Origin of the sequence: Pseudoalteromonas sp. SG41-5 (assembly GCF_014164495.1) — a bacterium.
Lineage (GTDB): Bacteria > Pseudomonadota > Gammaproteobacteria > Enterobacterales > Alteromonadaceae > Pseudoalteromonas > Pseudoalteromonas rhizosphaerae.
In genome coordinates this window covers 36,168-50,383 of the sequence record NZ_JACJFH010000007.1, presented here as the reverse complement: position 1 = coordinate 50,383, position 14,216 = coordinate 36,168, and the positions used below count along the sequence as shown (strand labels likewise).

Annotated in this window: 11 protein-coding genes; 8 read left to right on the top strand and 3 right to left on the bottom strand. The window is 41.5% G+C overall.

From position 1 onward, the window contains the following. Nucleotides 1-133: 133 nt before the first annotated feature. Nucleotides 134-2,176, bottom strand: a complete 2,043-nt coding sequence (locus H5232_RS03450; protein WP_182830563.1) for a glycoside hydrolase family 97 protein — start codon at nt 2,174-2,176, stop codon at nt 134-136. Between the two features lie 210 nt (nt 2,177-2,386). On the opposite strand from H5232_RS03450, the gene H5232_RS03445 reads away from it, so the two are divergent. The 3 genes from H5232_RS03445 (at nt 2,387) to H5232_RS03435 (ending at nt 5,901) form a co-directional block, all read left to right on the top strand. Continuing rightward, the gene (locus H5232_RS03445; protein WP_182719100.1) at nt 2,387-3,016 is read left to right on the top strand and encodes a methylamine utilization protein; all 630 of its coding nucleotides are present in this window, start codon (nt 2,387-2,389) and stop codon (nt 3,014-3,016) included. After that, the gene (locus H5232_RS03440; protein WP_182719107.1) at nt 3,009-4,232 is read left to right on the top strand and encodes a hypothetical protein; all 1,224 of its coding nucleotides are present in this window, start codon (nt 3,009-3,011) and stop codon (nt 4,230-4,232) included. Before H5232_RS03445 ends, H5232_RS03440 begins: the two co-directional genes overlap by 8 nt. 67 nt (nt 4,233-4,299) lie before the next feature. Further along, complete coding sequence (locus H5232_RS03435) at nt 4,300-5,901, top strand: methyl-accepting chemotaxis protein (RefSeq protein WP_182768060.1); 1,602 nt, start codon at nt 4,300-4,302, stop codon at nt 5,899-5,901. Between the two features lie 276 nt (nt 5,902-6,177). On the opposite strand, the gene speE is transcribed toward H5232_RS03435, so the two are convergent. Beyond that, complete coding sequence (speE, locus tag H5232_RS03430; RefSeq protein WP_145241990.1) at nt 6,178-7,041, bottom strand: polyamine aminopropyltransferase; 864 nt, start codon at nt 7,039-7,041, stop codon at nt 6,178-6,180. 203 nt (nt 7,042-7,244) lie between these two features. Between speE and speA the strand changes: the two genes are divergently transcribed. From speA to H5232_RS03415, 3 genes are all read left to right on the top strand, one after another. Then, nucleotides 7,245-9,122, top strand: a complete 1,878-nt coding sequence (speA, locus tag H5232_RS03425) for a biosynthetic arginine decarboxylase (RefSeq protein WP_145241988.1) — start codon at nt 7,245-7,247, stop codon at nt 9,120-9,122. A 64-nt stretch (nt 9,123-9,186) separates the two neighbouring features. Beyond that, nucleotides 9,187-10,068, top strand: coding sequence for an acyltransferase (locus H5232_RS03420; RefSeq protein ID WP_182719103.1), 882 nt, complete (start codon nt 9,187-9,189; stop codon nt 10,066-10,068). Nucleotides 10,069-10,208: 140 nt separating this feature from the next. Then, nucleotides 10,209-11,468: a mechanosensitive ion channel family protein gene (locus H5232_RS03415; RefSeq protein WP_145241985.1), complete on the top strand. Its 1,260-nt coding sequence runs from the start codon at nt 10,209-10,211 to the stop codon at nt 11,466-11,468. On the opposite strand, the gene chrA is transcribed toward H5232_RS03415, so the two are convergent. Continuing rightward, a complete protein-coding gene (gene chrA, locus H5232_RS03410) occupies nt 11,431-12,579 on the bottom strand; it encodes a chromate efflux transporter (protein ID WP_182719104.1) in 1,149 nt (382 codons plus the stop codon). The two genes, H5232_RS03415 and chrA, sit on opposite strands and share 38 nt — an antisense overlap. A gap of 122 nt (nt 12,580-12,701) precedes the next feature. On the opposite strand from chrA, the gene H5232_RS03405 reads away from it, so the two are divergent. Both H5232_RS03405 and H5232_RS03400 read left to right on the top strand, forming a co-directional pair. After that, the gene (locus H5232_RS03405) at nt 12,702-13,496 is read left to right on the top strand and encodes an ABC transporter substrate-binding protein (protein WP_182830562.1); all 795 of its coding nucleotides are present in this window, start codon (nt 12,702-12,704) and stop codon (nt 13,494-13,496) included. Between the two features lie 77 nt (nt 13,497-13,573). Further along, entirely contained in the window at nt 13,574-14,206 is a 633-nt protein-coding gene (locus H5232_RS03400; protein ID WP_149983073.1) for an OmpA family protein, read from the top strand. Nucleotides 14,207-14,216: the final 10 nt, after the last annotated feature.

Here is a 14,216-nt window from a genome sequence, read left to right as displayed (position 1 = left end):
TTGAACAATTATTTTAAGGGCTAACTCATACGTTAACATTATGAATTGGAGGTTCTTTATTTGCCGATTGTTTATCAAAAAGAAGACGCGAGAGAAACTCGCGCCTCCTATTTTCACTATCGACTTCGCGCTATTATAAAGCTTTAAATCTAATTGCTGTGCCGCCGCTGGTGGCAAGTTTAAGCGTTAACTTATCAGCAGCTGTGACTATGCGCTTTTCGATTTTTAAATCGTATGGGTTGTTTTTCCACTGCGCATTATTACCATCACGATAAATTTGTGCCTCAAACTTTTTACCTTGCTCTAAGAAGTCGAGTTTTATCTCTATGCTGCGAGCTTGCTCATCGGTTACTGCTCCTAAAAACCAGTCGTTACCAGAGTAGTTATCACGCTTACGCTCTTTGCGAGCAAACACCACGTAATCGCCAACCTCACCCGCTAGTGCGATACTTTGTTGCCAATCTGTTGGTACGTCTTGAATAAATTTAAATGCGTCCGGTTTGGCTAAATAGTTACGCGGAAGATCAGCGGCCATTTGGATTGGACTATACATTACGACATATAACGCGAGTTGTTTCGCAAGTGTGGTTTGTGGACGATTTGTATCACCACCTAATCCATTAAAACTCATATCAAAAATGCCGGGTGTAAAGTCCATTGGCCCAGCTAACATACGGGTAAAGGCGAGCATTGGAATATGCTCTGGTGGATTTGGCGGTGTGCCCCATGCATTAAACTCTTGGCCGCGAGCACCTTCGCGGGCTATCCAGTTCGGATAAGTACGGCGCAGACCTGTGTCTTTTATCGGTTCATGGGTGTTAATACTGATTTTATGTTTTGCAGCCAGTTGCACGCTGTGTAGGTATTCATTAACCATAAATTGGCCATCGTGCCACTCATGGCGAGCAATGCCGTTTTCATCAATGCGTTTGATGTTGCCGCCATCTGCTACGTAACCTGTTTTTACTTGGCTAACGTTAGATTTTTCGTACAGTGCGTAGGCGTCTTCCATCTGGTTGCGGTAGTTGGTTACGTTGCCAGACGTTTCGTGGTGGCCAATCAGCTGTACGCCTTTTTCTTTGCCATAGCGAGTTAGCTCTGCAATATCAAAGTCAGGGTAAGGTTTGGTAAAACTAAAAACATCACCATTGAAGAACCAGTCGCCATCCCAGCCAATATTCCAGCCCTCGACAAGTACCCCATCAAAACCGTATTTAGCTGCAAAATCCATGTAGCGCTTGGTTTCTTTGGTGGTCGCACCGTGCTTTTCACCGCTGCCCCAAGTGTTCTCATTGATATGCATGCCCCACCAAATACCGACATATTTACCTGGTTTAACCCACGATACATCACCGAGTTTATTTGGTTCGTTGAGGTTTAAAATAATATCTGAGTTGATCAAATCAACGGCTTTGTCACCAATTTGAATGGTGCGCCACGGAGTATTAAATGCGCCATGTTTTTTAACCGCAACACCATCAGACCAAGGCGTTAAGTCGGCTTGTAAAGTCCCTGGGCGACGTTGATTGAGCACCATCCCTGCATAATCAACTAATGCAGCTTCGTTAATGCTCACATGGACGCCATCAGCGTTTTTAAAGGTAAATGGAGTATGCGCAAGAGCAGCTTGTTGCAGTGGAGTGGTGTTATAAACATATTCATAACGGTTCCAACCACGAGCTGGGATCCACCATGCGGTGGCTTTATCCGCACCACTAATTGCAAATTCGGTTAGCTCCTTAGTGATTTCAATATTTTCAAATCCAGCTTGTTTAGGTAATTCGTAACGAAAACCGACGCCATCATTAAAAGCTCGAAAACGAACCGTGTAAGTGCCGCCTTGTGGCGCTGGCTTTTTAAACGTAACCGCGAGCTCATTATGTTTATCTATAATAGTTTGGCGTTCACCCCAAGGTTGCTGCCATTGGCTGTTATGTTGGGAGTTGTTAACGTCGGTGATTGTAAAACCTTCAGCAAAGGCGGCTTGTTGTTTAAATTCGAAGCCAAGAGCTGAATTTTCAATAACATCTTTGCCGTTAAAGCTGATTTTATAACTTGGTGTAGCTTGCTGATCCGAAATGGTTATTGTTATATTTCCGTTCGGGGATTGAATCGTCGCGTCTTTAGCAAAACAAGCACTTGAAAGTCCAAGCAGAAGTAGCAAAGGTAATCGCATAGCTGTTCCTTGAGGTGTAACCTAATTGAAGCATTTAGCATAAAGCGCAAGGGCCTAGATTACGAGATGACTGCATACGTATTCAGCTCATTAGTTAGCTTAGGTTAAATATTGAAAAATAATTAACGAGATATTTTTAACAGAATATAATTAACAAAAGATTAATCTAATTGGTTTATAATGAATGAAGTTAAATAAGAAGATATTAAAATGTTAAAGCAGACCTTCATTCTTTCATTGTGTTTAATGGTTTTTAATAGTTACGCTGGTATTATCACCATTAATGATCAACAGCAAAAACCGCTCGCTAATGCCGTCGTCTGGTTAACGCCTGCGGATAAAAGTGTTGAATTCCCCGCGCCAACTACACCCTTTATAATGACTCAAAAAGACCGGCAGTTTATTCCCCATGTGTTGGTGGTACCACAAAATGCTCAAGTTGAGTTTCCAAATGCAGATTCAATCATGCACCACGTGTATTCGTTTTCCAAAGCTAAATCGTTTGAGCTAAAGCTATACCGAGAGCAACCACAGGATCCGATCAGTTTTGAGCAAACGGGCGTAGTTGAATTAGGCTGTAATATTCATGATTGGATGTTGGGGTATATTGTGGTGGTTGATAGTCCGTATTACGCAATGACCAATGATAAAGGACAAATTGAGCTGGCGCTTGAGGCCGGAGATTTTACACTCAATATTTGGCACTCCGAATTTAGTGACATCAGCAAAACTGAAAGCAAAGCCATTGCACTAACTAGTGCGCCGGTTGTTTATCAAATAAAACAGGCGATTATTTCTCGTGTTGCGGTGGGTGTTGATGAATTTGACGACTATGAATAAAGCTTGCTTTTACCTAGGTGTAGTGGGGCTAACATTAACGTGCAATGCTTTTGCACAAGTAAAGGGCTTAGTGCAACTAAGTGCAGTTCAGGGTGATCAATACGTAAGTTGGCAACAAGGTAGCGTAGGGCTATACCGATACGATAGTGACAATGATGGCATTGTGCTTTCTCAGGGAGTCGTTGATTTTAGGACTGATTTAACCACCGCTTGGTCAGCACATGGGGTTATTAATGCTTATCAAGATCCGCAGCCGACTTTAGGTTTTAGCCAAGCATATTTGCAATATAAGCCGCTAACAGCGAGTAACTATAAATGGCATCTGCGGGTAGGTGGTTTTTACCCGTTATTATCATTAGAAAATCCAGATATGGGCTGGCTTTCACCATATAATTACACTAACTCAGCAATAAACTCATGGATAGGTGAAGAGGTACGTACCGTTGGGGTTGAGGCCACTATCAAGCGGCCAGGGCGCAGCTTTAACAGTACCCATAGCTTTGCATTGGTTGGCGCTACATTTAAAGGTAATGATCCTGCAGGCACATTATTAGCTTGGCGTGGCTTTGCAGTGCATGACCGCCAAACGACCTTTAATGAAAGTATTGCGTTTGCGCCAATCGCTTCATTTAATAGCACCGAACTTCAGTATCAGGCAAATCAGGTCTTGCCCTTTGAGGAGGTTGATGGGCGCTTTGGTTATTATGCAGGAATTCACTGGGATTATTTAAAAAAATCACAATTTCGTTTTTATTATTACGATAATAATGGCGACCCTGCAGCACTAAATAGAAGTACTGGGCAATATGCATGGGATACTCGTTTTAGCAGCGTCGCGTGGCTATATAAATTTACTGCGAATACGCGCTTAATTGCGCAAATGATGTCGGGCACTACCGCTATGGGTGCTAAACGCGGTGTAAATAATAGCTTCTATAGTCACTTTATATTAGTAAGTCATAAAATGGCCAAGCATCGTATTTCAATGCGTTATGATTATTTTGAGGTAACCGATCATGACGACTGGCAATTTGATCCTAATGCCAGTGAAGGTGAAGGTATAACCGCGACCTGGCGCTATCAATTAACGCCGCAGTGGCAACTAGGGATTGAGGGCTCAGCATTACATAGCCAAGCAGATAATCGCATGGCGATGAATAATCCCAAAAACCTATCACAGCAACAAATTAGCTTAAATGTTCAGTGGCGCTTTTAATGGTAATTCAGATAGTTTGAACTATATTAAGTTGTGGCTGATGTTGTATTTTATGCAAAGGTGAAAAATGAACTTACAGAGTATTCGAATCAAGAGCTCGCTGCCAATTGTGTTACTTGGGATTGCGATAATAGTACTGATAGCAGGCTATACTCACTTAATTAACTTACAAAAAGATGCGTTAGAAGCACAATCTGAGCGATTTTTAAATGCTATTTCAGTAGTGGTTAATGGTGACCGTGATCTTTACCAAGCCAAAGTAGCTGAACTACACCTAGTAACCAATAAGATAGGTAATGCCGAAGAACTGCAAGATCATCAAGAAAACGCACAGCAAGTGACCGATCGTTTTAATCAATATTTACATTTTTTATCAGCCTACCCGCAAGTAACGGCGCAGTTTACTGGCTTTGATAGTGCCTTTGAAAAATGGTTATCAGCATCAAACGCGTATATCAATGACCCACAAAACAAGCAAAAAAATCAGCAGGCTAATACTGAGTTTGCAGCGCTGCGCGATATTTTAGATAAAGCAGGTGAACAAGCTGAATTGACGTCTAAACAAGAAAAACAAAAGCTGCTAGAGAAGATAACCACAACGAAACTGTTTTTACTGACTATGGTGGTGGTGCTGTTAGCCATTTCAGCTTGGTTCAGTTATATGATCCCACGTCAGTTAACGAAGCAAATGCATTACGTGACTGCGAGAATTAATGATATTGCCTCTGGTGATGGTAATTTAACAGAGCGTATTGTGGTAAAAAGCCAAGATGAATTTGCCGAGCTGGCAACGGCATTTAATCGCTTTTTAGATAATTTGCAGCAATTGATCCGTGATATTTTAGGCCAATCTAATGAGCTTAACCATTTAGGAACTGATTTAAGCCAGTTCGCAAATCAAAATAATCAGATCACTCAAAAACTCAGCCAAGCATCTGAATCAATTGTCAGTGCGGTTCATCAAATGAGTGTTGCTAGTCGCGAAGTAGCTAATGTGGCGCAGCAGTCATCAAAAGAAGCCGATAACTCACAGCACCTGGCTAAGCAAGGTTTAACGGCTGTGGCTAATTCGAGTGATAAAATAGTCGCGCTATCTGAAAATATGGAACATGCCAGTAACAAATCAACCGAACTGCAACAAAGCTCTGATAATATAGCTAAAGTGCTGGAAGTGATCCGCGCGATTGCAGAGCAAACTAATCTACTTGCGTTAAATGCTGCTATCGAAGCGGCGCGTGCTGGCGAACAAGGGCGGGGGTTTGCGGTGGTCGCCGATGAAGTACGCACCTTGGCAACGCGCACTCAAGAAAGTACCAACGATATTCAAAAAATGGTTGAGCAGTTTGCCAATAGTGTCGAGCAGTCTTTAACGGCAATTAATGGTGGCAAACGCTTTGCAGATGAAGCCGTAGCCTCGTTTACGCAAACCAATGATGTGCTTAATGCGATGCAAGAGTCATCAGTAAAAGTGAATGATATGGCTATGCAAACAGCCCAAGCTACCGATGAGCAAACCGCAGTAGCGGAAGAAATAAGTCATAATTTATCGTCATTGAACGAGCAAACCATGCAAGGTGGCGAGCTGGCACGTTCAACCGAAGAAGTCGCGGTAAGAATGAATCAATTAACCGATGAATTAAACCGCCTATTGCAGCGCTTTAAAGTTTAATTGTTTGCTGTAGGCAATAAAAAAGGGTTCGATAGAACCCTTTTTTGCGTTGTTAGTATCTAATACCAATCGACTTAAATATTTAACCATTCTAGCGCGCTAAATAAAGCGCTAACTGCGTTAGTAATTTTTCATGTACGACTGCATGGATGCAAGAGGTAGAGCAATGCAGGAGCAATTGCCGAGAACAACTACATGTCAAAATCTCTGCCTTGTTACCACTGTATTTTTCTGTCGCTATAAATGGTCAGTAACTTAAAACGATTGGTATAACGTTTACTTTTTTTCGAAAGCGCGCTTCATAAAGTTTGGTGTTGCTAATGCGCCATGGTGAATACCATTATTGTAATACTCTGTAGTTTGCGCAAGCTCTGCTGCTGCGTCTTCTCTAAAACCAGCGAATGCTTCATCTTTACGAGCAAGTGTTACTGACCATAAGCCACTTGGGTAAATAGGTTGTGGGAATGGCAGTGTTTGTAAGTCGTTAAAGCCTACATCAGTCATCGCATCGCGCATTTCAACCAGTAATGGCATATGCATAAGCGGTGATTCACTTTGTTGTACCATAATGCCGCCAGGGCGTAGTGCATTTAAACAGCTCGTGTAAAAGGCATGGTTAAACAAACCTTCACCTGGACCGACTGGATCAGTGCCATCAACAATCACGATATCGATTGATTCTGCTGCAGCTTCACGCATGTATTTAATACCGTCGTCAAACATTACTGTAGCGCGAGGATCTTGGTTTGCTTCACATAACTCAGGGAAGTATTTAAGTGACATTTGCGTCACTACTTCATCGATATCGATTTGTGTAACAGACTCAACGCCCGGGTGCTTGAGTACCTCACGTAAAGTGCCGCAGTCACCACCACCAATAATAACTACATTTTTTGGGTTTGGGTGTGCAAGTAGTGCAGGGTGGCTGATCATTTCATGGTAAAAAAAGTTTTCACGGCTAGTTACCATAGTACAACCGTCAATAATCATTAGATTACCGAAGTCTGTTGTCTCGTACATTTCGACTTTTTGAAAAGGCGATTGCTGTTCTTCTAGCTTTTTGTTGATGCGCATAGAAAACGCACTGCCGTCACGTTCACTGATTTCTGTAAACCATTTACTTTGATCTAAATTTGCCATGTCGCTAGTTACACTTTTGAGTTGAGTATGAAAAAGGGGCAATTCTGCCAGTGCTTGGCGTTTTGCTCAATGAAATTTTATCAGTATAGCGAATATATTTTATCTTAGCTTTGGCTTAAAGGTCATTTTTTGTTAGCGTAGAGAGTTATGACGTACTAAAATGCGTGATTCCGCGAAACTTGTTAACTATAGAAGAATTTGCCATGACTTGGGGTTTAGATACAGCACGCTCTACATATAACGTTGCTCATTGGAGCGATGGTTACTTTGATATTAATAGCCAAGGTGAGCTGGTTGCTTTCCCAGATGGCGATCAAACGAAAGCCGCTATTTCATTAACCGAGTTAACGGAACAATTTAAAAAGCAGGGTTTAACGTTACCAGTATTAGTACGCTTTACCGATATCTTGCAAAATCGTGTAGATACTATGACCAGCGCATTTAGTAGCGCGCGCAATGCCCGTGCCTACCAAGGTCAATATACTTGCGTATATCCGATCAAAGTAAATCAGCAGCGTTCAGTAGTAAGTAAGTTATTGGCGCACCCGAGCGGCTTAGTCGGTTTAGAAGCCGGTTCAAAACCTGAGTTAATGGCGATTTTAGGTGTGGCAAAACAACCGATCACTATTGTTTGTAATGGATACAAAGACAGTGAGTTTTTACGTTTAGCATGTATTGGCCAAGCGATGGGCCATAAAGTTAAAATCGTAGTTGAAAAGCTATCTGAGTTAACAACGTTATTAGCCGAGATTGAAGATCTAGGCATCGAGCCTGCCATTGGTATTCGCATCCGTTTAAACTCAGTGGGTAAAGGGAAGTGGCAAAATACCGGTGGCGAAAAAGGTAAATTTGGCTTAACAGCTGGGCAAGTATTAACGGCCGTTGAAGTACTCAAAAAACACAATAAGTTGCATTTAATGCAAATGGTGCATTTTCATATAGGCTCACAAATTGCCAATATTCGCGATATTCATCGTGCTTTACGTGAATGTTCACGCCACTTTGCAGAATTAAGCCAGTTAGGTGTGCCATTAAATACCGTTGATGTAGGTGGTGGTTTAGGCGTTGATTACGAAGGTTCTGGCTCGCGCAGTGCCTGTTCAATGAACTACACAGTAGAGGAATATGCTCGTAATGTGGTGAATGCGTTTGCTGAAGTGTGCGAACAGCATGACTTAGCGCATCCGGCTATTATTACTGAATCAGGCCGTGCGTTAACTGCTCACCACGCAGTGTTGATCACCGATGTGATTGATGTTGAGCAAGCACCAAATCACAGCAACCCTAGTGCACCTGAGCCAAATAGTGCGTTAGTGTTAGATGAAATGTGGCAATGTTTACAGCGTTTAAACCCGCGTATGGCATTAGAAATTTACCATGATGCAATGCACTTATTTAGTGAAGCGCACGACCAATACGTACATGGTTTAGTAAGTATGTTGGAGTGGGCGAAAATAGAGCAGCTGTATTTTACTATTTTGCATCGCGTGCGAGCGTCATTAAGCAATGCGCGTGCTCACCGTGAAGTACTGGATGATTTAAACGAAAAATTAGCCGACAAATTATTTGTGAATTTTTCATTGTTTCAGTCATTGCCTGATGTCTGGGGGATCCAGCAATTATTCCCGGTAATGCCGATTGAAAACCTTGATAAGCCGTTAACGCAACGCGCTATCATTCAAGATATTACCTGTGACTCAGATGGGCAAATTCGTGAATATGTTGAGGGAGCAGGGATCGAAACAAGCTTACCTATTCCACAATATGTACCTGGGCAACAATACCACATTGCGATGTTTATGGTGGGAGCTTACCAGGAGATTTTAGGTGATCTACATAACTTATTTGGTGATACTGATTCAGTCCATGTAGAGCTCACCGAACAAGGTTATCAACTAACCAATGCGATCAAGGGTGATAGCGTTAAGGATGTATTAAAGTTTGTTGATTATGATAGCGATATTTTCTCGGATAACTTTGCTACCACAGTACAGCAACTCGACATTAGTGACTCTATTAAGCAGCAGTATTTAGCTGAGCTAAATGCGGGCCTTGAAGGGTATACATATTTTGAAGATTAATTGCGATACTCTTGTATTGCATTCTAAATTGCCGAACAGTTTTAATGAAAGGAATTAAGTAGTAATGTCTTGGATCCGTTGTGTTTTTAGTATTTTCTTTTACACCATAAATACACTAATTTGGTTTGTTCCCATTTTTATTTGTGGCCTAATTAAACTTATCCCTATCAAACCGTTACAAAAGTTAATGAGTTGGACAGCTAAGCAGTGCGCCTCTATTTGGGTTACGTTTAATACGTTAAATCAAAAGTTATTAACACCAACCAAACTAAGTGTAACCGGCCTTGAAGAGCTCAAACTAAAAGACTGGTACTTAGTGATTGCCAATCATCAGAGCTGGGTGGACATTTTAGTTTTACAGCGTGTGTTTAATCGTAAAATTCCATTTTTAAACTTCTTTTTGAAAAAAGAATTGATATACGTTCCTGTTCTGGGGCTATGTTGGTGGGCGCTCGACTTCCCTTTTATGACTCGTACCAGCAAAAGCCAATTAAAAAAGAATCCTAAATTACGTGGTAAAGATTTAGAAACAACCCGTAAAGCCTGTGAAAAGTTCAAAGAAATGCCGGTGAGTGTGGTTAACTTCGTTGAAGGTACTCGCTTTACAGCGCAAAAACATTCGCGTCAAAATAGCCCGTTTCCTCATTTACTCAAACCTAAAGCGGGTGGGGTGGCGTTTGTGATGCAAGCTATGGGTGAGCAAATCTCTAAAGTGGTAAATGTCACTATTCAGTATCCTGAGGGCATTCCTACCTTTATGGATTTTGCCAGTGGACGAGTAAAACAAATTAATATTCATGTAGAAGTGATGCCGGTAAGCCAAGAGTTGATAGGTGATTACACGGGAGATTCTGAATTTAGAGTACGTTTTCAATCAGAATTAAATCGCTTATGGCAAGAGAAAGAACAACAGCTTAGCGAGTTTGAGCAAAAACTTAAGTCATAGTCGCAAATGCTAATAGGTAACGGCCCAAATCAGTACTGTTAAGCTTGTATTGGTTTTGGGTTTGTTACAGTGTTAAGCAACAATCAATATAGCTAAAATGACTGTTATTGAGCCTCCCGCAGCAAGGAATTAGAATTATCATGACGACTCCAACTCATTTACAGCAATTTGTGCAGCCTTGGTTTCAGGGTATGCCTGACACAGTATTATTCAGTTCTCTTACAGCCACTGCAATTGGTGTGTTCTCGCTGTTAGTGGTGTATTTATTTACCCGCCGTTTAATGCTACCAGGTATTCAAAAGGTGGTGACTAAACTTTCTCCTGAGCGAATTGGGCTGTTGGCGCCTATGCTGACAAAACTTAACCGTCGTTTTGCCGGGATGTTGTGCTGTGTATTATTCTTAGCAACATTTGATAGTGTTTATCCAGTTACTGAATTTGCTGCTGAAGTGCTGAAGACGATTGGTCAAACTTTATTAATTATTCATGTTGGCTTTATCATCAGCAGCATAGTAAGTATTGCAGGTGGCATTTATAACCAACTAGAGTTTGCTCGCGAAGTGCCGATTCAAGGGCTGATCCAAGTAGTAAAACTTATTACCTTTATGATTTGTGTGATTTTGATTGTCAGTATCGTACTGGAAAAATCGCCAACCTATATTCTTTCAGGCTTCGGGGCAATTGCAGCGGTGACCTTGTTAGTATTCAAAGACACTATATTAGGCTTTGTAGCCAGCATTCAAATTGCAGCAAATCGTTTAGTAACCTATGGTGATTGGATCCAAGTAGATAACTATGGTGCTGACGGCGAAGTAATTGACCTTGGGTTAAATACCGTAAAAGTACGAAACTGGGATAACACTATCACCACTATCCCCACTTATATGCTGGTGGCCGGCTCATTTAAAAACTGGCGTGGTATGCAAGAATCTGGAGGTCGTCGGATCAAGCGCTCACTCAATATAGATATGAATAGCATTCGTTTAGCTGATGACGAGCTGACTAAAACGATTTCTCAAACTATCGCGTTAAAAGAATATATTAAGATGAATACCTTACCTGATCCGGTATCAAATTTAGGGTTATTTCGTCGTTATGCTGAAGGATATTTAAAGCAGCACAGTAAAATAAACACGTCACTGACATTAATGGTGCGGGAGTTACAACCGTTAAATCATGGCTTACCGATAGAGTTTTATTGTTTTAGTGAAGATAAGCGCTGGATATCGTACGAGCATCTGCAAGCAGAGATCATGGATCATCTACTTGCGGTATTACCTATTTTTGACCTACGCGCTTATCAAAGTGTCTCGGGGCAATTTAGTCCTGCAGCAATCACCCCAACCGCTATTAAACCTACCATTAAAGTGGCAAATAATACTGAAGTAGGCCAAGGCTAACAAATACGATTAATAGCCACCAAATAGGTGGCTTTGCTAACCTTAGCCATGCAAAAGCTGCAACAACAATCACAATATGCCAAATGTTGTGAACTGCGGATGTCCAAATTGGTGAATACAATGCAGCCGCTAAAAAACCCACCACAGCGGCATTAAGCGCGGCAATACAGCTGGCAAAGCGGGGGCGTTCGGATAATTGCAGCCAGCTTTTTTGAAATGCTAACATTAATAAAAAACCAGGAGTAAAAATCAGTAAGGTTGCAATCACCGCACCAACAAGCGGCTGCTCGCTATTAAGCTCTGCGCCTAAATAACTAGCAATGGTGAACATTGGCCCAGGCACCGCTTGTGCGCTGGCGTAAGCTGATAAAAATTGCTCAGTGTTTAAACTTGGTAAGCCAGCTTGAAGTATCGGCAATACCACATGACCGCCGCCAAAAACCATAGCCCCAGCTTGATAAAAGGGTGCAAAATCTGCAAATTGAGAACCTAGTGGGACAAAGCTCACTAGCAATAATAGTGCAAATAGAATGAATGCAGGCCAGTTAACTGTGCGCTGCTTAGTTGCTGTTTGATTACTTTGAGCTAGATTAAGCAATGGCCATATTGCGCCAATAGCAGCGGCTGCTAATAGAACCAATATTTGACTGCTCAGGCTCGGTAATAAGATCAGCACTAAGGTACTTAACATAGCAAGCGCTTTGAGTACCCAGCTAGTACAAAAGCTTTTTGCCATACTCAGCGTAGCATCGGCCACAATTACTACGGCAAATAGTTTTAAACCGGCAACTATTGCAAAGTAAATAGCATCAAATTGGTGGGCGCTAATCGCTAATAAAGCCATGATCAAAAAGGAAGGTAAGGTAAAGCCAACAAAAGCAGCAATACCGCCTAATACGCCTGCTCGCTCCACACCAATGGCAAAACCCACTTGGCTAGACCCAGGTCCAGGCAGAGCCTGACTAAGACTGATTAGTTGTGCATAACGTTGAGCATTGAGCCATTGCAAGTTATCAACAAAATGACGTTTAAAATAACCTAAATGTGCAGCTGGCCCGCCAAAGCTCATGCAACCAAGTAAAAAAAACTGCTTAAAAATAGCTAGTAACATGAATTCTCTCGTTTCTTATTGCCGTAACAGCTTAGTATGACAAAATTTCGTGACAATTTTATGGTTTTTAATCTTTGTACCTGTCTACAATGTAAAAAAGGCTTTGTTAAAGTTAAGTAGTTATGCGATTTATTGTTTATATTTTTATAATTTTTGCCTTTATAAACTATGCCTATGCTGCAAATGAACCTAATGCGGCTGTGCAAAAAATATCGTTAGCCGTGGATCATGCACCACCGTATAGCCAAATTAATCAAAATGGTGAAGTATCAGGCGCGATTGTTGATATTTTTCGGGAGATGAAAAAGCAACTTCCTTTTAAGTTAGAGCTGGTTGGTTGCCCATTTTCACGCTGTGTAAGAATGTTAGAGCAAGGCGAAGTTAATGCGATGGGAGGTTTGATCCTCACACCTATGCGTCAGCAAGTAATGCAATTTGTAACCCCACCTTATATGGTTTTAACCTCGTCATTTGTATTTTATGCACGCGAAGATAGCCAATTACAAATCAACAACTATGACGATTTATATGGTAAAAAAATTGCGATTATGCGAGGTGCCGTACATTTTAAACGTTTTGATGAAGACGATGAACTGACTAAAATAGCTGTTTTAACAGAAAGCACAGCTATTAACCTATTATTGAAAGGGCGTGCAGATTTAGTTATTGCCGTTGAAGATACCGCGGATCATGCTATGAGTGTGCTGAATCAGCCAGCCAATAAACTGGTTAAAATGCAGTATCGTTTTAATGATACAATCTATGGTTATCTCGCTTTAAGTAAACAGTTTTCAGTAACCCCATTAGCGCAGCAGGTTGATGCGCTAATGAAAACAATGGCTGCCACTGGTCAGCTAAATACATTAATTGCTCCCTATGAACTTCCTCCTCTTAACGAGCAAGCGCTGAGCTTTTAACATCTTCTTCATATTTCGTTCATTACAATGTTTGCATACTAGCTGTTAATGAAAGAATTAATAACCAAGGAAATACCATGACTTTAACCAAACCATTACTAACAGCGACTATTGTTGGATTATTATTAACGGGTTGTGAGACCACCAACACAGGAATGGGAGCTGGTATTGGTGCAGCTACAGGCGCAGTACTTGGTAAGGCAACCGGAGATCATGATGATAAACGTATCTTCATTGGTGCCGCTATTGGCGCGCTAGCCGGCGCTGCGGTTGGTGACTATATGGATAAACAAGAAGCGGCTTTTCGTGATGAGTTAGCCGGCTCCGGTGTTGAAGTTGTGCGTGAAGGCGATAACTTACGTTTAGTGATGCCAGCTAATATAACTTTTGCCACCGATCAATCGTATATTTCATCTGGCTTTCATAACACCCTTGATGCTATTGCTAAAGTGATGAATAAGTACGAAAAAACTTATTTAAGTATTGAAGGCCATACCGATAGCACAGGTAAAGATAGCTACAACATGACGTTATCGCAACAGCGTGCGCAGAGTGTGAAAGGTTACTTAGTGAATCAGCAAATTCTAGCTGGGCGCATTAGTACACGTGGTTACGGCGAAACTCGCCCAATTGCCAGCAATGACAGCGCCAACGGCCGCGCGCAAAACCGCCGCGTGGAAGTTCAAATTGTACCAAATACTAAAGGTTAATGTTTTATCT